Origin of the sequence: Pseudochrobactrum sp. AO18b (assembly GCF_000409565.1) — a bacterium.
Taxonomy (GTDB): domain Bacteria; phylum Pseudomonadota; class Alphaproteobacteria; order Rhizobiales; family Rhizobiaceae; genus Pseudochrobactrum; species Pseudochrobactrum saccharolyticum.
Window position 1 is genome coordinate 1 of record NZ_ANNO01000472.1, and the last position, 20,494, is coordinate 20,494.

Below are 20,494 nucleotides of genomic sequence, written 5' to 3' on the forward strand. Positions count from 1 at the left end.
TCCTTCCCCTCCCGTCAGATTATCAGAACTTGTAGTTTACACCAACGCGCACAGTGTGGAAGTTGGTTTTAACTTTGGATACATCTGCACCGTCGCTGAACTTAACTTTGCCCAGATCAGTGTAGAGATATTCTGTCTTCAGAGTTACGTTGTCAGTGAAGGCGTGTTCTACACCGGCACCGGCAGTCCAGCCAGCGCGGGTCTTGGAAGCGCTTTCAGACACATCCTGAGCAGCATCATAGCCTTCGATCTTCACTTTACCGTAAGCAAGACCGGCTGTACCGTAGAGCATGGTGCGTTCAGCAATGTCTGCACCCAGACGACCGCGAACAGTACCGAACCACTGGACTTTACCTTTTACAGTGCCTTCGTAAGCGCCGGCTGCATCATAGAAATCAACCGATTTCTTCATGGTCGAGCCCTGGAAGTCAGCTTCGATACCGGCAACAACCTGATCGAACTGCCAGTTGTAACCAGCCTGCACACCACCAACAAAGCCACGTGGCTTGATGCTGACGCCGTCTTCTTTCATTTTACCAAAACCGTAACCGGCATTGGCACCAACATAACCACCTTCCCAGCTGAAGGTATTCACTTCAACGGCTGGTGCAGGCTCGTTGTAAACGATAGCGTCTGCAGCCATTGCAGTGCCGGAGAACAGAACAGCTGCGGAAGCAGCGAGGATGACTTTATTAAACATGGGAGAACCTCAAAAATCTTTCTTGATCTTGTTTTACACCAACCGGACAAAAATGCTGTAACAATATTGCAACACGTATATTCAGAAGAACTTATGGTTACTATTGCGTTAATTTGAAAAATCAAAGTAAATACAAATAAACTTCAATACAATTACTTAATTGACGGTTAATAATAATTAAAATTACATTAAATTTACATAATTCATATTGTTTTGTGCGTTTTCTGCAATTTATAGCTGCATGAATTGCCTTGCACTGCAATCGCATGAAAGCCATAGTCTGAATATACTTGTTCCTGTATTCTGATTGCAAACACAGGTATATTCGGGAGATATTGCATGCTTTCATGGGTACCGCGCCGCCGCACGACTGCTGCTGCCAATGCACCGGCTCAGGCGGAAATTCCCAAACCTGTTATTCTTAAAACACCCCAGCCAATTGCTCTTGCTTTAGGCGGCGGTTCGGCACGCGGATGGGCACATATCGGCGTATTACGCGCACTCAATGAAGCCAATATCAAAATATCTATGATAGCAGGCACCTCAATAGGGGCACTTGTGGGCGGCTGCTATCTGGCAGGAAAACTGGATGAGTTGGAAGAGTTTGCACGCTCCCTTACACGCAGACGCATGTTCAGCCTGATGGATATTACATTTCGTGGCAGCGGATTATTCGGCGGCATGAAACTGGATCGCAAATTGCACCAGCATCTCGACGGATTGAATATTGATGACTTGCCCTGTCCTTATGTGGCCGTCGCCACTGAATTACGCACGGGTCACGAAATCTGGCTCTCCACCGGCTCACTTATTATGGCAATGCGCGCCTCTTATGCATTGCCGGGCGTTTTTGAACCTATCCGTTACGACCACCGGCTGCTTGTGGACGGTGCATTGGTCAATCCGGTTCCGGTTTCCGTATGCCGCGCCTATGAGCAGCAATTGGTTCTGGCCGTCAATCTCAACTATGACCAGTTCGGCCGCGCAGCCGTTGTCAAATATACAAGTCCAGCACGCGCAGGACAGGAGGATACCATCAACCCTGCTCAAGCAGGTGTCATAAGCCATGAATCGCGCTTGGGCATAACCGGCGTCATGATGGACGCTTTCAATATTATACAGGACAGAATCTCGCGCGCCCGTATGGCCGGCGATCCGCCGGACATCGCTTTGATGCCAAGCATCGGCCATATCGGCCTGACCGAGTTTCACCGCGCGGCTGAAACTATTGATATCGGCTATCAGGAAACCCGTAAACAGCTGGAGAATATTGAAAGACTGCAACGCGTCATCTTTTGAATCAAAAATTCCGGTTTAAAAGACGAATCTTTTCAGTTTTTTGACAGTTTGATTCCGGAAAATATGGCTGACTAAGTACCCAGTGAAGAAAATAGCCCCGCTTCATCCTATTGAAGGGATTATAAAAACGCGGTTTTGCGGGAGAAAAACGGGCTTCTGTGAATTACTTTTAAAAAAATGCAATGAAACGAATAATTTGGCTTGTCACTGCAATAGTGATTTGCTACATCGCCCTCACCGAAGCAATTCGGTTTCTACCACACAGTGCGGTCGTGGCGGAATTGGTAGACGCGCAGCGTTGAGGTCGCTGTGGGGCAACCCGTGGAAGTTCGAGTCTTCTCGACCGCACCATTCTCTCCTTACAATCAGGAAGAAAAAGCTAACAATAGCAACGATCTATTGAAGCTTATTAAATGCGTTTCTCCTTTATCCTCTATTCTAAAACACCTATTGATTTTACTTCCTAATTTGAAACAAGCCCCTCACCTTGTCAGATTAGTTGAGATGGCCTTTTTTATAAAGAAACATACCTGAGCCCTCCTCTGCATATGCATGAGTGCTAAGCCTCTTCGATAATTACCAATACGCAGATCGTTGACACCGTCGCTGATACAGGCCGGCGACAGTAGCCTTTATGGGCAAAATGACTCGCTTTACCGAAGCACCGGCAATCGATAAGGTGCAGCGCAATTTCACTATCCACATATTTTACGACTTGATTATCACTATTGCACTTCAGCTAAGGAAGCGCTTTTGAGCACCCGCAACTCACTGACACCTTCAATGGAAGAGAAATACTCCGACATCAAAGCACAAAATGAACGCAGGATGATGCTTGCGATCAAGAAATCTCTCAGTGATGCCTATGTACAAACGGCGAATGAATTAAAAGCAGCCGGAATCAATGAAGATGCACCGCCACAGGATTATTATATCGCCTTAGCGCATCAGCAGTTATACGCACTTCTGTGTGGCGCTAATCCTGAGACATTTGAAGGCGGAGACCCACAAATTGCAGAATTCGTGATTAAAAATGCTCAAAATATTCGTGAGCATTATTGGCTAAAGGATACAGAGTAAAGCCTGCACAACACCCGTGTCCCATTGCTGCAGTTTCGTCATTTACACAGCGACATGGCGATAGTGATGTTGCTCTTGCCATTACGACATCTGATGCGCACAGAGTAGAGCCTTTCAAATAAAAGCGGTCAATTTGCCATCTGGATTTTTTCAGCTGTAATCTCTACCTGAATGCCATCATGACAGAAAATTCCCCTGCACAGAGTCGCCCCGCGACAAACCGTAATGATCTATCTGCACGTTTTCAGGCTGCTGACGGCTCGCCGCCTGTTGAATGGCTGGTTGCCGACGGCCTCACAACCTATCCGGATGCTGAAGCGTTTATGGAAGCCCGCGTCGCAGCCATTCGTGACGGTACGGCCAATGAGCTGGTCTGGCTTGTGGAACACCCGCCGCTTTATACTGCAGGCACCAGTGCCCGCGAAGAAGACCTGCTGTCGCCTGATCGTTTTCCGGTTTACAAGACAGGACGCGGCGGTGAGTTTACCTATCATGGTCCGGGGCAACGCGTTGCCTATGTCATGCTGGATCTGAAACGGCGACGCGAAGATATTCGTGCCTTTGTGGCCGCGCTCGAAGAATGGATTATCCGCATGCTTGACAGCTTTAATGTCAAAGGTGAGCGCCGCGAAGACCGCGTGGGTGTCTGGGTTATGCGCCCTGAAAAACCTCGCCTCGCCGATGGCTCAATGGCTGAAGACAAGATTGCTGCAATCGGTATTCGTTTGCGTCGCTGGGTCAGCTTTCACGGTATTTCCATCAATGTAGAACCGCAGCTTGAAAATTTCGGCGGTATTGTTCCCTGCGGCATTGCCGAGCATGGCGTGACCAGCCTTGTTGATCTGGGGCTACCAGTTTCCATGGATGATCTGGATGTGGCGTTGAAGCAAAGTTTCAATGATGTTTTTGGCGATGTGAAATAATAAAAACATTAAACAACATGTTGTTTTAAAATGATAAAGGCGGCTTTTGAGGCGCCTTTATTTTTTCGCTTATGCGGAAAGCATTGCCTTCTCCGCTTCCGCACTGCGCTTTTGCTCGCGGATGAACACATAAATACCGGAGCCGATAATAATGGCGATGCCGAACCATTTTGACAGGCTTGGGAAATCCCCGAAGAAGATCAGACCAACGGTCACTGCCATAACGATTTCGACATATTGAAACGGTGCAAGAATAGATGCCGGTGCCAGCTGAAATGCCTGCACCACCAGCAAATGGCCGCTGGCTGCAAAGACACCGATCATGATCAGCATGAACCACGGGAACAGCGAGGTAGGCAGTACAAACTGCAGATCGGGAATAGCCGCAGCCTCACCGAAGATCATAACAGCAAGCCCCATGATACTGCCGCCGATACCGGCATAAAGCTGCATGACGACGGGACGCTCATTGAGACCGAATTTACGGTTCAGCACCAGATAAACCGCAAATAGAAAAGCTGAAATCATCGGCAGAACCGATACCCAGCCAAACACGCTCCAGCTTGGCTGAATCACGATCACGGTTCCGAGCAGGCCAACCAGCACGGCACTGAGACGACGCCAGCCCACCTTCTCATTGAGAAAAATCATCGAAAGAACTGTGAGAATGAGCGGTTCAACAAAGAACACGGCCAGCGCATCGGCCAGCGGCATATATTTTACCGCCGTGAAAAAGCACAGGCTGCCGAGTGCAAGCAGACAACCGCGAAAGAGATTCCCCCAGAGATGCTCTGTTTTAAGACCAAGCCCGCGACTAAATACGACAATTGCACCTAAGCTAATCAGCCCCTGCACAAAAAAACGCATGAAGCTGATGGTGGCAGGCGGAATATTCTCTTCCATTGCCAGCCATTTGCCGGTTGCATCCATAAGCGGCACAATAAGCATGGCACAGATCATCGTAATCATTCCGCGCACATGCGGCTGTAACCGGTCTTGCATTTTCATTCCTCTGCGGCAGAGCCGCCTTCATTTCATTCTCTGTTCTCATCACGGCTTATATGTTTAAGCAACCACTCTCTCCCGCCCCTTGTCTGATTGTGTCAAACCGTCACCATAAGGACACAGAGCCCGCTATGCTGTTGCGGATTGGTTGCGGCATGATTTGACAATTCCGATATAATTGTTCAAACAAAATAAATCTGCGGAAAAGTCAGGATTACCGGCATTTAAACAGGAACGTAAAGAGAACCTTTATCGCTTTAGCGATATAAACATGCCAAACTATCTGTGATTCGATTTTCCGTAATTCCGAAGCGGCTCCGGTTTTCCTGAAACAGAAAATCCGTTTCGTAACTTTGTTTTCCCGCATTTATGCGAAGCTGAAGCATTCTTTCAGCAGCAAAATGCTCCGTATCTATTTGAACGAACAGGCCAGCCATTTCACATGGATAATAGCGACGATCTTTTTTCGAATATTCTCAGCAATGCACGCGGACGTCAGGCGATACAGTCTGAATCTCCGGTCAGTGTTGCCGAAACTGTTTCGTCTCCTCTTGAGCCTGCACCTGTTGCAAAGCCAGCAGCAGAGTTGCGCCCTACTCCTGCCGTGAAACCTGCTATGGTTGAGCCTGCTTCAAAGCCTGCCACGGAGCTTCGCCCCGCTACGACTTCTGCACCTGTCGCGGAACTCCGTTCAGCTCCGGCAAGTTCCGATGGCAGCGATTATAATGCCTCCGCCATCCGTGTTCTTGAAGGGCTGGAGCCGGTACGCTTGCGTCCGGGTATGTATATCGGTGGTACCGACGAAAAAGCACTGCACCATTTGTTTGCCGAAGTCATCGACAATGCGATGGACGAAGCTGTTGCCGGTCATGCCAATTTCATTGATGTTAATCTCGATGCTGAAGGCTTCCTGACTGTCAGCGATAACGGGCGCGGTATTCCGGTTGAAAACCACCCGCAAGTGCCGGGAAAATCCACACTTGAAGTTATTATGACCAAGCTTCATGCGGGTGGTAAATTTGACGGCAAGGCCTATGAAACCTCCGGCGGATTGCACGGTGTGGGTGTTTCGGTGGTCAATGCGCTGTCCGACCTGCTGGAAGTCGAAGTGGCGCGCGCGCGCCGCCTCTATCGTTTGCGCTTTTCTCGTGGCCTGCCATTGGGCTAACCGCCGTGGTACGCGTGTTCGCTTCCATCCCGATCCGGATATTTTCGGCAAGAATGCGAAATTTGATCCTGAGCGCCTTTACCGCATGGCACGCTCAAAAGCCTATTTGTTCGGTGGCGTTGAAATTCGTTGGTCCTGTGACCCGTCTTTGCTCGATCCGAAAAAGGGCATTCCGGAAAAAGCCGTTTTCCATTTTCCGGGTGGTCTGAAAGACTTCCTCGCAGCCTCGCTCGGCAAAGAATTTATGGTCACCAGAGAGATTTTCTCCGGCAAGACCGAAAAACAAGGCGGTCACGGTGCCGTTGAATGGGCGATTGCATGGTATGGCGGCGACAGCTTCGTCCATTCCTATTGTAACACCATTCCGACCGGTGAAGGCGGTACGCACGAAGCGGGTCTGCGTCTGGCGCTGACACGCGGCCTGAAAGCCTATGCGGAGCTGACCAATAATAAACGCGCTTCGGTGATTACCACTGATGACGTGATGATTTCTGCCGCCGGTATGATGTCGGTTTTCATTCGCGAGCCGGAATTTGTCGGCCAGACCAAGGATAAGCTGGCAACGGTTGAAGCGCAGCGCATCGTGGAAAATGCGATCCGCGATCCGTTCGACCATTGGCTGGCAGCCTCCCCGCAGGAAGCCTCGAAACTGCTCGACTGGGTGGTTGAGCGTGCGGAAGAGCGCCTGCGTCGCCGTCAGGAAAAAGAAACAACCCGCAAGACTGCAACACGAAAACTGCGTCTGCCGGGCAAACTGGCTGACTGCTCGCAGAATTCGGCTGCCGGTGCGGAATTGTTTATCGTTGAGGGTGACTCGGCGGGCGGTTCTGCAAAACAGGCGCGTAACCGTACCAATCAGGCGATCTTGCCGCTGCGCGGTAAAATTCTCAACGTGGCCAGCGCAGGGCGTGACAAGCTGACAGCCAACCAGCAGATCGGCGATCTGGTGCAGGCACTCGGCTGCGGTACGCGCAAGAATTATCGTGAAGATGATCTGCGTTATGACCGCATCATCATCATGACGGATGCTGACGTTGACGGTGCGCATATTGCATCGCTGCTCATCACTTTCTTCTATCAGGAAATGCCGCAGCTGATTACCGGCGGGCATCTCTATCTTGCAGTGCCACCGCTTTACCGCCTTAGTCAGGGTGGGAAAGTTGCCTATGCCCGGGATGATGCGCATAAAGATGAGTTGATGCGCACCGTGTTTACCGGCAAAGGCAAGGTTGAACTTGGCCGGTTTAAGGGGCTTGGCGAAATGCGCGCCGACCAGCTTAAAGAAACGACCATGGATCCTAAAAAACGTACTTTGCTGCGCGTGGACCTGATGGAAGATGAAAACGGCTCGACCAAATCTACGGTGGATGACCTGATGGGTACGAAGCCGGAAGCCCGCTTCCGCTTCATTCAGGAAAATGCTGAATTCGTTCAGGAACTCGACATTTAAGGCTTTGTGCTAAGGCTTCACCTTGTACATACAGTTAAACATCTTTTCAGAGCGGTTCCGATGAATAGTGAATCGTCAAAACCGCTCTGTTGATTTTACACGCATCTTGTTCCGATCGATCAGGACAAGAAATCAGTCCGGCGAACTGATTTCCCTGCATAGGCGTTTCACACTTTTGGGGATGCGCTCCAACTCTGGCAATTTAATCTGATCAGAATTTCCAAGTCCGTTTAACCAGAGCCGCTGATGTGCACCACAAAAGTCATAATCCGGACAATTAATGAGCTCCGGCAGAGACTTGAATCTGAAGCAGCTCAAAAGAATATTTTGATTGCCGGAATATGCGGATTGGCAGGAGCCGGAAAAACCACTTTATGCCGGCAGCTCACAGCAATATTAGGCTTCAATATTGTACATCTGAGCTGTGACCGCTTCTCTTCACAGAGCCATGCTGAGCGTCAGGCAAGCATTGATAGGGCCTATGCTTCGGGCATAACAGAGCATATCGCTTTTACTGAAAATCCGCAGAACTGGTATGCCTATGATGATATTATTACGGCCATCCGCGCATTAAGAGCGAACAGGCACTATAGTTATAATCGCGCATGGAACAGGAAAACAGGCAATCTGGACGGGCATTACAATATTACGCTGCCTGAAAACGCTCCGTCCATTGTGTTATGCGATGGTATTTATCTTCTTCATGAACCGGTAAGCACTGCATTAGACCTCACCATTCTGGTTGATGCTCCGGTTGAAGTCACCGTGCAACGCGGACACAAACGATCCAACGGCAATACCGATCATTTTATGTCTATGGAACGCCTCAGGCAGATATATACTATGCCGTATTTTAAGGCACTCTCAGGTCAGGCCGACATTCTTTTTCAACCGGAACCTGCCCCATCTGACTGCGCTTAAACAGTCTGCATCAAAACAGATCAATAATCATCCAAATCCGGAATACGGCCAAAAGCGATTTTACCGCCGATATAAGAGCCGGGGGCAATAGATGGCCCGAGGCTCAGAACATCCGAGCCGAACTGTTTGCGCACGCGGTCAAGCGTATCTGAAACCTGCTCCCAGCGCTGCTGACGCTGTTTGTCTTGCGGCTCATCAAACAGGTCGTGACTGTCGACCACTTCACCGGACAGATGATGCAGATAAATATGCACATTCTTGACCTGCCGGAAATCAGCCTTGCGAAACGACGGGTGCATGAGCAATCGCCGGTGCAACTGCGAGAGACAGGTGAGAAAACAATGATCGTCACGTGACGGCGGGAACACCCCTTCAACCGAGACGGATTCCTGCCCCTTGATCCGCCAGCCATAGACCAGAGCACCGGCACGATAATGTTCTTTACGCAAACGGCGCGAAGCACTCATACAGAGCAGCCGTGCGCATTGCAGTATCTTATCCGGCTGACGCCAGTCCCGCGGCAGCACACGGCCATGGCCGAACATACGGCGATGTGTTTCCTGTTTCTCCACTGCATAGCCATGCAATCCGGCGATAAAACGCTCCCCCTCAACGCTATTCCAGATCGCCCGACCTTGTTTCGGGCTGATCTTCCAAAGCTCTTCAACCGTCGTAATACCGGAGCGCAGCAGGCGCGCTTCCACACCGGCAGCAATGCCCGGAAGATCACGCAGTTTCAGTCCTAAAAAACGATGCGGAATATCTTCCGGCCGTACAATCACCAAGCCGTCCGGCTTGTCGATTTCCGCCGCGATTTTGGCCAGCAATTCATTGGGGGCAATACCGATAGAACAGGTCAGTTCCGAGCCTAGTTTTTCACGCAGCGCCGCTTTAATCGCCAGTCCCAGAGCCTCGGCCTGACGGGATTCTGACGGCAGCAAACGGCAAACCAATTCATCAATTGAGCGCACACTGCCTATCGGCAGCACCGTATCAATAATATCCAGTATTTTGTGATGGAGTTTGACATATTCATCCGGCCGAGCTTCCACAATCGCAATCTCAGGACAGATTGCCCGTGCCTCACGTACCGATGTACCGGTTTTCAGACCAAGTTTCTTGGCCTCTTTGCTGGCCGCAATCAGGCCGGTAAATTCACTGGCATGAGGCACAACGCCCACCGGCCTGCCCTGCAAAGCAGGATTCATCTGCTGCTCGGCACTGGCAAAAAAACTGTCAAAATCGAGATAAAGCCGTTCCGGCAGATCAGGTTTACGCATGGTATTTGTTCCGCAACTATTACAGAACAAAATAGGAACATTAAATGATTTTGGCAAGCCTGAATTACAGATCAGCCTGCATTTTCACCTTTTCCACAACCCGCGCCAGACTGTCTGACCATTCTTCATAGCGGCGGATAATCCGGAAACCGCATTTCTCATAAAGCTTTATTGCAGGTAAATTGCGTGCATGGGTGCCGATTTCCGCGCTCTGAAATCCGAGCATAACAATTTGTGCCAGCAATGCATCAACCAGCAATGTGCCGATGCCCTGCCCGTGATGCGCCGGATCCACCCAGATATCAGATATATAATTCTGATTGGTATCGCGTGCGCCCCAGCCGCAAATCACGCCATCCTGTTCAGCGACGAGAATATAATCCAGATAATCCTGCGCTGAATGCAAAAAAGCCAGTTCAGCGCGTCTGCGCTGATCCGGCTCTTCTGTTTCATGACTGAATATGTGGGAAGCCCATGCATCAGCTCCGATACGGGCAATCATCGCCAGATCAGCGTTTGTTGCCTGCCGGAGCTGCATGAGGCGTTACCACCAGCGTTTAGGCGCGAACTGGCCTGCAGCCTGCTCAATCACATGAGCAGCCTGAAACAGCGCCTCTTCCTCAAACGGACGGCCAATCAGCTGGAGACCGAGCGGCAGACCATTTTCGGACAGACCGGCAGGTACGGAAATACCCGGCAGGCCAGCCATATTCACAGTAACGGTGAAGATATCATTGAGATACATTTTCACCGGATCAGCGGCCAGTTCCTTGTCGCCCAGCTTGAAGGCCGCGGATGGCGTTGCGGGTGTCAGGATTGCATCCACACCGGCAGCAAACACATCTTCAAAATCTTTCTTAATCAGCGTGCGGATTTTCTGCGCCTTGACGTAATAGGCGTCATAATAACCGGCTGACAGCACATAAGTGCCAATCATGATGCGGCGTTTGACTTCCTTGCCGAAACCTTCTGCACGGGTGTTTTCGTACATTTCAACAATGTCTTTACCCGGTACACGCAGGCCGTAACGAACGCCGTCATAACGTGCGAGGTTCGACGATGCTTCGGCCGGAGCCACAATGTAATAAACAGCCAGCGCCTGTTCGGTATGCGGCAGCGAAATGTCAACAACTTCCGCACCGGCATCTTTCAGCCACTGAACGCCCTGCGCCCAGAGCTTTTCGATCTCCGCAGGCATACCGTCAATGCGATATTCGCGCGGAATACCGATTTTCATGCCTTTTACGGATTTACCAAGGGCTGCTTCATAATCAGGAACCGGAAGATCGACAGAAGTCGTGTCTTTCAGATCAACAGACGCCATTGATTTGAGCAGAATTGCGCTGTCACGCACATCACGGGCAATCGGGCCTGCCTGATCGAGCGACGATGCGAAAGCAATTGTGCCCCAACGGGAAACACGGCCATAAGTCGGCTTGATGCCAACAGTACCGGTGAAAGCCGCAGGCTGACGGATCGAACCACCGGTGTCGGTTGCAGTTGCACCGGCGCACAGGCGTGCAGCCACAGCCGCAGCAGAACCACCGGAAGAACCGCCCGGAACCAGCTTCTCTTCCGAGCCTTCTGCGCGCCAAGGGCTGACCACAGGGCCGTAATAGGAGGTTTCATTGGATGAGCCCATTGCGAACTCATCCATATTCAGCTTGCCGAGCATAACCGCACCGTCAGCCCAGAGATTGGCAGTAACAGTCGATTCATAATCCGGCTTGAAGCCATCGAGAATATGTGAACAGGCCTGCGTATGATCGCCTTTGGTCGCGAACAGGTCTTTTACGCCGAGCGGAATACCTTCCAGCGCACCGGCCTCGCCTTTTGCCAGACGTTCATCCGAAGCCTTGGCCATCGAACGAGCCTTATCATGGGTAACGCTGACATAGGCGTTGATCGCACCATTCGCTTCATCAATCGCCTTGAGATAGGCATCGGCCAGTTCGGTTGCGGTAAAGGCTTTGGCCTTCAGCTTGTCACGCGCCTCTGCAATGGTGAGTGCGGTTAAATCAGTCATTCTATCAATCCTGTTCAGGGCTTTTCATGTGCTGTCCGCACCATTTCAAAAACCGGACTTCGCGTCGGGAGCAGTTACAGCTCATATTGAAACAGGAAACAGCAGTCGGATGGATCAGGGCGGGGATTATTCGATAACCTTTGGCACCATGAAGAAGTTTTCTTCGGTGATTGGTGCATTAGATACAATTTCCGAAGCGATATTGCCGTCAGACACCTTGTCTTCACGCAGACGCATGGCGGTCGGAATAACTGAGGTCATCGGCTCCACGCCATCGACATTCACGCTGTCGAGCGATTGCACAAAGCCCAGAATAACATTGAGTTCACCGGTCATTTTCTCGGCTTGTTCTTCATTGACCGCAATACGGGCAAGATGCGCAACGCGCTTGACTGTAGTTAAATCGACGGACATGTCGTTCTCCGATAAATGCGAAAATGCGGTGATCGCTGCCGGTCGTCCGGCATGAATACAGCCCGCAAGGAATTTCTCTTATTCCGGCTATAACCCTGCACCCGCTCAAGTGCAATATTGGTGATGCATTAAAGCACACACCATGATGCGAATTCATCCCCCCTGCGCCAGCTTAGCTCACCTCAGAAAAGAGGAGTGAGACCTGTCAAATAAATCAGGCGATACATCTGAAAATGTAATTTAATATCATTGAAAATAAATTCTTCCCGAGGAAGTCGTATGTTCTTGTTCACTCTAAGCCCTAAAAATGCAGAAGATTTTTACATAAAGGCACAAGCACTCATTGAGAATGACAATGTATATTCACTTATATTAGCTCCAATACAAAATCCTTCCGAAATACTTAGCAGTCACACTTTATTTACTCACTCTGCACAACGTCCACGGAGCCGTCACCCTGCTCAGGAGAGCTTTGATGCCTCCTTATTTTATCATGCAGATAGCAACGGTTTTCTCGCCTTAGGAAATAACAATAACCATGCTCCAGCTGCAATCAACCGCGCCCTCACCCCACAAACAGCACCGAAATTTCACATCACAAAAACAACAGACAATTACTACACGATACACACAACAAAAGAAAATATAAAATATTACTTATATTTCAACAACTTAAACAATGAGATAAATTTTTTAAATTACATCAATGTTGATAAATATTTATGGATTATAAATCATAATTAGAAGAGGTAACTTATATTAATATTTAGTATACGTCCAATGTCATATCCAAATAAATACCTCTCTGTAAATACAGATAGACCATTCTTTGGCGGATATTATTTAACTGTAGCAAAAACAAAAGATCAAAAATCGATATCCTTCACATCAACTCAGTCAATTATAAACAATGAAATTACAGGAACTCCATCCTTGCACTACAATCCTGGAGAAAATTCATTTTTATATTTTAAACCTGCCTTAGATGCATACGGAGCAATAATTGCCGTTGCAGAAAATACAGTCGAACCATCTATACTTTCAAAACTTTACATCAATATGATTAATATAAGTACATGCTATATTTACGTACACACAGCAAACAGTGACCCAGCAATTGATTACCCAAACACATACGTCTTATCCTATCATGCAGCAGAGGATAAAGTTTATTTTTCTAAAAGCCCTCTTTATCCAAATGAAAAAATCTGGCTCATAGATATATACCCGCAACATGACTAGCACTGAAAAAAATAACAGCTAATAATATTTTTTAAATATGCCAAAATAAAAACGCAACATTTGAAAGGATGTAAGATTTTTTTATTTAGCTTCAAACCATTTTCATACAACAATCCAAATATAGTTACAGATACAACAAATCCAATTACGGATCCAGTATACAGCGGATACAAATTAACCACAAATCCAACACTGGATTACAGCACAATTGACTACACAAATTCAAATAATATTACAGACATAACAGCTACAAACGAGTTTACATCAGTATTTTACAGTCCAAAGTATGAAGGCTTTATACAAGCACTCGCTGCAACAGCAACCCCAGGCGGCAGTATTGATGTTGGATTGGTTACGAATGTTACGCCGGCACTCGCAACGAAATTTATCATTAAGAGAAAAAGCGCAACAATTTTTAAAATTTCAACTACAATAAATAATAACAAATTTAATTTATGCTACACATCTGATCTTGGTGTATTTCTTAGCAACGACATAGATTATGACGTTGAATCTGTCTGGGCTGTTAGTTTTTATATTGAAAATCCATCTTAAAATCAATGATCAAGCTCCCCATTAACTTGATAAATGGGGAGTATTTGCTATCAAACTGCCAAACTACCGCCGACTTCCAGAACCTTAACTTCCGTTGAGATCTTTTCCATACCGTGTACAAAATCATCTGCGGTTGCATCCAGCAGACCGAATGTACCGAAATGGCATGGAATGGCTGTTTTGAGCGCAGGGAAATAACGCTGACAGGCCAGTGCGGCCACTGCGCCGCCCATGGTAAAGCGGTCACCGACCGGCACCAGAGCAATCTCCGGCTGATGCAGCTCATTAATCAGCGCCATATCGGAGAAAATATCCGTATCCCCCATATGATAAAGCACCGGCGCGCCTTCATCATCAAAATGGAACACCAAGCCATTGGCATTACCAAGCGAATGGGAAATACCGTCCTCAGTCAGACTTGCAGAAGAATGCAGCGCATTGACGAATGTAACAGAAAATCCGTTGTGAAAGACTGTACCGCCGGTATTCGTCGGATCGACTTTCGCGACACCACGATGCTCCAGCCAGTCACAAAGATCAGCATTAGCGATAACTGTTGCGCCTGTTTCTTTTGCAATGCGAATGGTGTCGCCGACATGATCACCATGGCCGTGTGTCAGGGCAATATGCGTCACGCCTTTGGTCACTTCAGCAAAATCCAAAGCGGAACCGGTCGGGCTCTGACTGATGAATGGGTCGATCAGAATTACCGCCTGCGAAGTTTCAACGCGGAAAGCAGAATGGCCGAGCCAGGTGATTTTCATGATATTCCCTTTGCCGATGCATATTGTTATAGGCACAGTTAGAATGCACTGCACTGTCTTTGCAATATAGTATGACATTACCGGATCAGGAAACGAGATATGGCTGTATCAACAATTGAAGAGCTTGCGGCAAGCCTGAGCTATGGTCAGCTGGTTGCCGGTCTTGATCTGGGTACCAAAACCATCGGCATCGCTGTCTCTGATCTCGGACTTTCCTTCTCCCATCCACGCCCCGTTCTGAAACGACGCAAATTCACGCTGGATGCGCAGGAACTGCTGGAATTGCTGCAAAAAGAAAAGATTTCAGCCGTGGTTATCGGCCTGCCGGTCAATATGGACGGCACAGAAGGCCCGCGTGTGCAGGCCACCCGCGCTTTTGTACGCAATATGGAAAAGCTCACCGATATTCCGTTTATCTATTGGGATGAGCGGCTTTCAACGGTCGCTGCAGAGCGCGCCTTGATCGGTATGGATGTTTCCCGCGCCAAACGCGCAGAGCGGATTGATTCCGCTGCTGCCTCGTTCATTTTGCAGGGGGCACTTGACCGGCTACATATGCTGCGTCGCGACAATGAACAGGATTAGTCAGCCGTCCGTCAATGAGCCGGTTGCAGCTTATTCCTGCGGATAGAGCGCGTTGATAATGCCTAATGCGTCATGACGGGCATCAATCATGCCATAGGTTGTGCGCCACTGACCACCAAGGCGGGTCTCAATAAAAGCATCGCCGATATCATCCGCGCCGAGTTCTTTCAGGCAGGCGGCACTGGCGGCCAGCGCCATCTGCTCGGTGAGCATACGTGCAGCACCTTCATCGGTCATGGTCACCTGCATTGCAGCCCGCAACACGGCAACAGTACCCTGCCCGCGACGACCAAGCTGTGTGCCAATCCATTCCAGCACATCGTCAAACAAACGTGGTGCGCGGTGGAGAACACGCACAATATCCAGCGCCATCACATTGCCGGAGCCTTCCCAGATCGCATTGACCGGAGCCTCGCGATAAAGCCGCGCCAGCGGATTTTCTTCGACATAGCCATTGCCGCCGAGACATTCCATCGCCTCATAAAGCAGCGCCGGTGCGATTTTTGCCACCCAATATTTGACGACCGGTGTCATAACACGGGCAAAGGCAGCTTCCATACGGTCATTGGCCGCCATGTCAAAGGCGCGGGCAAGGCGCAGTGACAGAGCAGTAGCAGCCGCCACATCCAGTGACATATCCGCCAGAACACGCTGCATCAGCGGCTGATTAATCAGCGGCACACCGCCGACACTTCTGTGACGGGCATGATGAACAGCTTCACTCATACCGGCACGCATCAGACCGGCGGAGGCTACAGCACAATCCAGACGGGTCAGTGTCACCATATCAATAATGGTCTTCACACCCTGCCCCGGCTCTCCGACCATCTGGCCGAGCGCATTTTCAAACTGCACTTCGGAAGAGGCATTGGAGCGGTTGCCGAGCTTGTCTTTCAAACGCTGGAAGCGGAAGCCGTTGCCGCTACCATCCGGCAACAAACGTGGTACTAGGAAACAGGACAGGCCGGACTTATTGTCACCGGCAGCCTGTCCATTGGCCTGCGCCAGCACCATGAAAGCATCGGACATCGGTGCGGACATAAACCATTTATGGCCGTTAAGACGGTAGACGCCATTCCCCGCATGATCGGCGCGGGTGGTATTGGCACGAACATCAGTGCCGCCCTGCTTTTCTGTCATGCCCATACCAAGCGTCAGACCGGCTTTCTTAACTGGCGGCTTGTTGGACGAGTCATATTTGCGGGTGAGAATGCGCGGCGACCATTCATCATAAAGCGCCGGAGAGGTCATCAGCACTGCAAGTGATGCGCTTGTCATAGTCAGCGGGCAAAGATGGCCGCATTCCAGTTGCGCTGTCAGATAAAAACGTGTCGCACGCGCTTGATGGCGGCGCCCTGCTTCAGGCGATTGTTGCGGGCTGTTTTCCCAGATGGATGAGTGCAGGCCATGCGCAACGGAACGGCGCATCAAAGCATGATAGGCCGGATGATATTCCACCTGATCAATGCGGTTACCCTGACGGTCATGGGTTTGCAGGCGCGGCACTTCGGAATTGGCAAGGCGCGCCATTTCCTGCGCATCGGCAGATAAAACAAAACGGCCGGTCTGTTCGAGCTCTTTTTGCAGGTTTTCCGGAAAACGCGCTGCACATTGCAGCAGCAGCGGATCACTCAGATAGGCATTATATTGCGGAGCAGCCTGTCCGTTGAGATTTTTGGTCGCGGAATATGGAGACGTATCCGGCGCATAATTGGTGCGCTGCGGCGCCTGATTAGTTACTTCAGAAACGTCTGCAGGAGTGTTAACCGACATATTCCATCCATTTAGCCGGAGATTTCAGCCGCCGGTTTTTATATTTAAAATCTATACGCGAATCTCTAATATCCGCCTTGCGGTATTGTTTGCGGCAAAATTATAAATATCCCCTCAATAATCCGCTTTTCTCCACACTGTTTATTCGACAAAGCCGCAAAAGCATATATAAGGCCGCAAACAAGTTTCTCTGCAAACATTATATGGGAATAGCTGTGATGACAGAACAATCTCCCGCGCCTCTTTTTCCCCACCGCCATTTGCTCGGGATTAAAGGTCTTTCTCCTCTCGATATTACCACATTGCTGGATCTGGCCGACAGTGAAGTTGCTGTCTCCCGTCAGCCGGAAAAAAAGAAAACAATCCTAAGCGGTCGCACGCAGATTAATCTTTTCTTTGAAAACTCCACCCGTACCCAATCTTCCTTTGAACTGGCCGGTAAGCGCCTCGGTGCCGATGTGATGAACATGTCGGTCGGCAGCTCGTCGGTTAAAAAAGGTGAAACGCTGATTGATACGGCGATGACGCTCAATGCGATGCAGCCGGATATTCTGGTGATCCGCCACGCTTCTGCCGGCGCTGCGGCGCTTCTGGCGCAAAAAGTCGGCTGCTCGGTGGTCAATGCCGGCGACGGTGCCCATGAACATCCGACACAGGCCCTGCTCGATGCGCTGACCATCCGCCGCGCTAAAGGCAAAGTCGGTCGTCTGATCGTGGCTATCTGCGGTGATGTCCTGCATTCGCGTGTGGCTCGCTCCAATATTCTGCTGCTCAATGCGCTGGGTGCGCGGGTACGGGTGATTGCACCATCCACCCTGCTGCCATCCGGCATTGAACAAATGGGCGTTGAAGTGTTCAACTCCATGAAAGAGGGCCTGAAAGACGCCGATGTAGTGATGATGCTGCGCCTGCAGCGCGAGCGTATGAGCGGCTCTTTTGTGCCATCCGTGCGTGAATATTTCCACTTTTACGGGCTGGATAAAGAAAAACTCAAATATGCCAAGCCGGACGCTTTGGTAATGCATCCGGGCCCGATGAACCGTGGTGTAGAGATTGCCTCGGACATTGCTGACGGCCCGCAAAGCGTGATCCAGCAACAGGTGGAAATGGGTGTTGCCGTACGCATGGCCGTAATGGAGGCTTTGCTTGACCCGCGACGAAATCCTGAAAATTTTAACGGTGTTGGAGCCTGATGATGAGCACTACAGTTTACACCAATGCCCGCATCATTGACCCTTCACGCAACCTCGATGAAAACGGCACGCTGATCGTTCAGGACGGCATTATTGTTGCCAGCGGTGCGGATGCTAATAATCAGGGCACGCCGGAAGGCGCAGAAGTCATTGACCTTAACGGCAATGTACTGATCCCGGGTCTGGTCGACAGCCGCGTGTTTATCGGTGAGCCGGGTACAGAACATCGTGAAACTATCGCCTCGGCCAGTCAGGCTGCTGCTGCCGGTGGCGTAACCTCCATGATTATGATGCCGGATACCGATCCGGTGATTGATAATGTGGCTCTGGTGGAGTTCGTCAAACGGACTGCCCGCGACACCGCCATTGTCAATGTGCATCCGGCTGCGGCCATCACCCGAGGTTTGCTGGGTGAGGAAATGACCGAAATGGGTCTGCTGCGTGAAGCCGGTGCGGTTGCCTTTACCGAAGGCCGCAAATCACTGGCCAATACGCTGCTACTGCGCCGTGCGCTGACCTATGCCAAAGATTTCGGTGCGGTGATTGCCCATGAGACAATCGACCCTTATCTCGGCGGCGGTGCAATGAATAGCGGACTTTATGCCAGCTGGCTCGGTCTTTCCGGTGCACCGCGTGAAGCAGAAGTTATTCCGCTGGAACGTGATCTGCGCTTAGCAAGCATGACCGGCGGCAATTATCACGCTGCGCAAATTTCCTGCGATATGTCGGCTCAGGTTCTGCGCCGCGCCAAGGAAACCAATGCAAAAGTCAGCGCTGCTGTTTCGATCAATCATTTATCGCTGAATGAAAATGATATCGGCGAATATCGCACATTCTTCCGTCTTTCGCCGCCGCTGCGCAATGAAGATGACCGTCAGGCGATGATTGAAGCCGTGCGCAACGGCACGATTGATGTGATTGTCTCCGCGCATAATCCGCAGGATGTTGATACCAAACGCCTGCCATTTGCCGATGCGGAAGCCGGTGCAATCGGACTGGAAACCCTGCTGGGTGCAGCGCTGCGTCTCTATCACAATGACTCATTGAGCCTCTTGCGTCTGATCGAAGTGCTTTCCACCGCTCCGGCCAAACTCTATGGTCTGGATGCAGGCACTCTGAAAGTTGGTGCAAAAGCTGATTTCGCCGTGGTTGATCTTTATGAACCATGGGTCGTAAAGGCTGAAGAATTGCACTCACTCTCGAAAAACAGCTCTTTTGAAGATGCTAAATTTCAGGGTCGCGTGATCCGTACCGTGGTCAGCGGCAAAACAGTCTTCGCATTATAAATATTGTTTTGGTGCGGATTTTATGCCTAATTTCTGCTGTCCGGTTGCGCGGACAAATCACTCTGAGGGGACTTCATGCTTGAACCACTGATTATCACCGGCAGCGCGGCTGGCATTTTTGCAGCGCTGGTCTTTGGCTATCTGCTCGGTTCAATCCCCTTTGGTTTGCTGCTCACCCGCATGGCGGGTCTGGGCGATGTGCGCTCCATCGGTTCCGGCAATATCGGCGCCACCAATGTATTGCGCACCGGCAATAAGAAAATTGCCGCTGCTACCCTGCTCTGCGATATGCTCAAAGGCACGATCGCCGTGCTGGTTGCGGCCTATTTCGGTCGCGATTACGCGCTTGCCGCTGGTCTCGGGGCTTTTCTCGGTCATATTTTTCCGGTCTGGCTTGGCTTCAAAGGCGGCAAAGGCGTTGCCACCTATCTCGGTATTCTGCTGGGACTGGCATGGCCGGGTGCACTGGTTTTTGCAGCTGTATGGATCGTTATCGCGCTTCTCACACGCTATTCTTCGCTCTCAGCGCTGATCGCCTGTATCATCGTTCCGCTTTCTATTCTCTATCTCGGATTGACGAAAACAGCGCTGCTCTTTGCAGTTCTGACGCTGATAATTTTTATCAAGCACCGTGCAAATATTGAACGGTTACTGAGCGGCACAGAAACCAAAATAGGATCAAAATAAATGATCGCAGAGACGGGTTCGCAGTCAAAAGGAATTCGTCTCTCAGATCAGCAGAGACTCAACTGGTTGCGGCTGATCCGCAGCGATAATGTCGGGCCTGCCAGTTTTCGCGATCTGATCGCCTATTGCGGCAGCGCTGCTGC

Annotated in this window: 18 protein-coding genes, 1 tRNA gene and 3 pseudogenes; 14 read left to right on the plus strand and 8 right to left on the minus strand. The window is 50.1% G+C overall.

The window, feature by feature from the left end; translation table 11 throughout:
* Window positions 1–22: 22 nt before the first annotated feature.
* Window positions 23–700, minus strand: coding sequence for an outer membrane protein (locus A918_RS0117440; protein WP_022712291.1), 678 nt, complete (start codon window positions 698–700; stop codon window positions 23–25).
* A 339-nt stretch (window positions 701–1,039) separates the two neighbouring features.
* Here A918_RS0117440 and A918_RS0117445 point away from each other — a divergent pair.
* The 4 genes and pseudogenes from A918_RS0117445 to lipB form a co-directional block, all read left to right on the plus strand.
* Window positions 1,040–1,700 (plus strand): annotated as a pseudogene (locus A918_RS0117445) (patatin-like phospholipase family protein); the annotation flags it as partial.
* A gap of 565 nt (window positions 1,701–2,265) precedes the next feature.
* A tRNA-Leu gene (locus A918_RS0117450) sits at window positions 2,266–2,350 on the plus strand.
* Window positions 2,351–2,752: 402 nt separating this feature from the next.
* Complete coding sequence (locus tag A918_RS0117460; RefSeq protein ID WP_022712294.1) at window positions 2,753–3,079, plus strand: hypothetical protein; 327 nt, start codon at window positions 2,753–2,755, stop codon at window positions 3,077–3,079.
* Between the two features lie 179 nt (window positions 3,080–3,258).
* Window positions 3,259–4,002: a lipoyl(octanoyl) transferase LipB gene (gene lipB / locus A918_RS0117465; protein ID WP_022712295.1), complete on the plus strand. Its 744-nt coding sequence runs from the start codon at window positions 3,259–3,261 to the stop codon at window positions 4,000–4,002.
* A gap of 69 nt (window positions 4,003–4,071) precedes the next feature.
* On the opposite strand, the gene A918_RS0117470 is transcribed toward lipB, so the two are convergent.
* Window positions 4,072–5,004, minus strand: coding sequence for a DMT family transporter (locus A918_RS0117470; protein ID WP_028233958.1), 933 nt, complete (start codon window positions 5,002–5,004; stop codon window positions 4,072–4,074).
* Between the two features lie 445 nt (window positions 5,005–5,449).
* Here A918_RS0117470 and parE point away from each other — a divergent pair.
* Both parE and A918_RS0117480 read left to right on the plus strand, forming a co-directional pair.
* Window positions 5,450–7,625: pseudogene (gene parE / locus A918_RS21200) on the plus strand (DNA topoisomerase IV subunit B).
* 246 nt (window positions 7,626–7,871) lie between these two features.
* The gene (locus tag A918_RS0117480) at window positions 7,872–8,546 is read left to right on the plus strand and encodes an AAA family ATPase (RefSeq protein WP_022712297.1); all 675 of its coding nucleotides are present in this window, start codon (window positions 7,872–7,874) and stop codon (window positions 8,544–8,546) included.
* Window positions 8,547–8,566: 20 nt separating this feature from the next.
* Here A918_RS0117480 and A918_RS0117485 read toward each other — a convergent pair whose 3' ends face one another.
* From A918_RS0117485 to gatC, 4 genes are all read right to left on the minus strand, one after another.
* Complete coding sequence (locus A918_RS0117485; RefSeq protein WP_022712298.1) at window positions 8,567–9,826, minus strand: type VI secretion protein ImpB; 1,260 nt, start codon at window positions 9,824–9,826, stop codon at window positions 8,567–8,569.
* Between the two features lie 64 nt (window positions 9,827–9,890).
* Window positions 9,891–10,364 (minus strand): GNAT family N-acetyltransferase, encoded by a 474-nt coding sequence (locus A918_RS0117490; RefSeq protein ID WP_022712299.1) that lies wholly within the window; start codon window positions 10,362–10,364, stop codon window positions 9,891–9,893.
* 6 nt (window positions 10,365–10,370) lie between these two features.
* Window positions 10,371–11,852: an Asp-tRNA(Asn)/Glu-tRNA(Gln) amidotransferase subunit GatA gene (gatA, locus tag A918_RS0117495; RefSeq protein WP_022712300.1), complete on the minus strand. Its 1,482-nt coding sequence runs from the start codon at window positions 11,850–11,852 to the stop codon at window positions 10,371–10,373.
* Window positions 11,853–11,978: 126 nt separating this feature from the next.
* Window positions 11,979–12,266, minus strand: a complete 288-nt coding sequence (gene gatC / locus A918_RS0117500) for an Asp-tRNA(Asn)/Glu-tRNA(Gln) amidotransferase subunit GatC (RefSeq protein WP_022712301.1) — start codon at window positions 12,264–12,266, stop codon at window positions 11,979–11,981.
* A 279-nt stretch (window positions 12,267–12,545) separates the two neighbouring features.
* Here gatC and A918_RS0117505 point away from each other — a divergent pair, with 279 nt between their 5' ends.
* The 3 genes from A918_RS0117505 to A918_RS21905 are packed head-to-tail and all read left to right on the plus strand — an operon-like array spanning window position 12,546 to window position 14,063.
* Window positions 12,546–13,010: a hypothetical protein gene (locus A918_RS0117505; RefSeq protein ID WP_022712302.1), complete on the plus strand. Its 465-nt coding sequence runs from the start codon at window positions 12,546–12,548 to the stop codon at window positions 13,008–13,010.
* A 36-nt stretch (window positions 13,011–13,046) separates the two neighbouring features.
* On the plus strand, window positions 13,047–13,508 hold the full coding sequence (locus A918_RS21900; RefSeq protein WP_156831474.1) for a hypothetical protein: 462 nt from the start codon (window positions 13,047–13,049) through the stop codon (window positions 13,506–13,508).
* 60 nt (window positions 13,509–13,568) lie between these two features.
* Window positions 13,569–14,063, plus strand: a complete 495-nt coding sequence (locus tag A918_RS21905) for a hypothetical protein (RefSeq protein ID WP_156831475.1) — start codon at window positions 13,569–13,571, stop codon at window positions 14,061–14,063.
* 50 nt (window positions 14,064–14,113) lie between these two features.
* Here the strand turns inward: A918_RS21905 and A918_RS0117510 are convergent, their stop codons facing one another.
* Window positions 14,114–14,827, minus strand: a complete 714-nt coding sequence (locus A918_RS0117510) for a metal-dependent hydrolase (RefSeq protein WP_022712303.1) — start codon at window positions 14,825–14,827, stop codon at window positions 14,114–14,116.
* A 99-nt stretch (window positions 14,828–14,926) separates the two neighbouring features.
* Here A918_RS0117510 and ruvX point away from each other — a divergent pair, with 99 nt between their 5' ends.
* Window positions 14,927–15,412, plus strand: a complete 486-nt coding sequence (gene ruvX, locus A918_RS0117515) for a Holliday junction resolvase RuvX (protein ID WP_022712304.1) — start codon at window positions 14,927–14,929, stop codon at window positions 15,410–15,412.
* A 30-nt stretch (window positions 15,413–15,442) separates the two neighbouring features.
* Here the strand turns inward: ruvX and A918_RS20975 are convergent, their stop codons facing one another.
* Window positions 15,443–17,185, minus strand: a complete 1,743-nt coding sequence (locus A918_RS20975) for an acyl-CoA dehydrogenase family protein (protein WP_022712305.1) — start codon at window positions 17,183–17,185, stop codon at window positions 15,443–15,445.
* A 218-nt stretch (window positions 17,186–17,403) separates the two neighbouring features.
* Here A918_RS20975 and A918_RS0117525 point away from each other — a divergent pair, with 218 nt between their 5' ends.
* From A918_RS0117525 to A918_RS21910, 4 genes and pseudogenes are all read left to right on the plus strand, one after another.
* On the plus strand, window positions 17,404–18,378 hold the full coding sequence (locus A918_RS0117525; RefSeq protein WP_028233959.1) for an aspartate carbamoyltransferase catalytic subunit: 975 nt from the start codon (window positions 17,404–17,406) through the stop codon (window positions 18,376–18,378).
* The gene (locus A918_RS0117530) at window positions 18,378–19,664 is read left to right on the plus strand and encodes a dihydroorotase (RefSeq protein ID WP_022712307.1); all 1,287 of its coding nucleotides are present in this window, start codon (window positions 18,378–18,380) and stop codon (window positions 19,662–19,664) included. Before A918_RS0117525 ends, A918_RS0117530 begins: the two co-directional genes overlap by 1 nt.
* 75 nt (window positions 19,665–19,739) lie before the next feature.
* The gene (gene plsY / locus A918_RS0117535) at window positions 19,740–20,351 is read left to right on the plus strand and encodes a glycerol-3-phosphate 1-O-acyltransferase PlsY (protein ID WP_022712308.1); all 612 of its coding nucleotides are present in this window, start codon (window positions 19,740–19,742) and stop codon (window positions 20,349–20,351) included.
* A pseudogene (locus A918_RS21910) lies at window positions 20,352–20,494 on the plus strand (DNA-protecting protein DprA); the annotation flags it as partial.

Excerpts from the sequence above, each read along its gene's own strand:
- A918_RS21900 (WP_156831474.1), top strand. The coding sequence starts at position 13,047 with ATGTCATATCCAAATAAATACCTCTCTGTAAATACAGATAGACCATTC.
- gatC (WP_022712301.1), bottom strand. The coding sequence starts at position 12,266 with ATGTCCGTCGATTTAACTACAGTCAAGCGCGTTGCGCATCTTGCCCGT.
- A918_RS0117485 (WP_022712298.1), bottom strand. The coding sequence starts at position 9,826 with ATGCGTAAACCTGATCTGCCGGAACGGCTTTATCTCGATTTTGACAGT.
- A918_RS0117480 (WP_022712297.1), top strand. The coding sequence starts at position 7,872 with ATGTGCACCACAAAAGTCATAATCCGGACAATTAATGAGCTCCGGCAG.
- A918_RS0117505 (WP_022712302.1), top strand. The coding sequence starts at position 12,546 with ATGTTCTTGTTCACTCTAAGCCCTAAAAATGCAGAAGATTTTTACATA.
- A918_RS0117490 (WP_022712299.1), bottom strand. The coding sequence starts at position 10,364 with ATGCAGCTCCGGCAGGCAACAAACGCTGATCTGGCGATGATTGCCCGT.
- A918_RS0117510 (WP_022712303.1), bottom strand. The coding sequence starts at position 14,827 with ATGAAAATCACCTGGCTCGGCCATTCTGCTTTCCGCGTTGAAACTTCG.
- A918_RS0117440 (WP_022712291.1), bottom strand. The coding sequence starts at position 700 with ATGTTTAATAAAGTCATCCTCGCTGCTTCCGCAGCTGTTCTGTTCTCC.
- A918_RS0117530 (WP_022712307.1), top strand. The coding sequence starts at position 18,378 with ATGATGAGCACTACAGTTTACACCAATGCCCGCATCATTGACCCTTCA.
- ruvX (WP_022712304.1), top strand. The coding sequence starts at position 14,927 with ATGGCTGTATCAACAATTGAAGAGCTTGCGGCAAGCCTGAGCTATGGT.
- A918_RS20975 (WP_022712305.1), bottom strand. The coding sequence starts at position 17,185 with ATGTCGGTTAACACTCCTGCAGACGTTTCTGAAGTAACTAATCAGGCG.
- lipB (WP_022712295.1), top strand. The coding sequence starts at position 3,259 with ATGACAGAAAATTCCCCTGCACAGAGTCGCCCCGCGACAAACCGTAAT.
- A918_RS0117470 (WP_028233958.1), bottom strand. The coding sequence starts at position 5,004 with ATGCAAGACCGGTTACAGCCGCATGTGCGCGGAATGATTACGATGATC.
- plsY (WP_022712308.1), top strand. The coding sequence starts at position 19,740 with ATGCTTGAACCACTGATTATCACCGGCAGCGCGGCTGGCATTTTTGCA.
- A918_RS0117525 (WP_028233959.1), top strand. The coding sequence starts at position 17,404 with ATGACAGAACAATCTCCCGCGCCTCTTTTTCCCCACCGCCATTTGCTC.
- gatA (WP_022712300.1), bottom strand. The coding sequence starts at position 11,852 with ATGACTGATTTAACCGCACTCACCATTGCAGAGGCGCGTGACAAGCTG.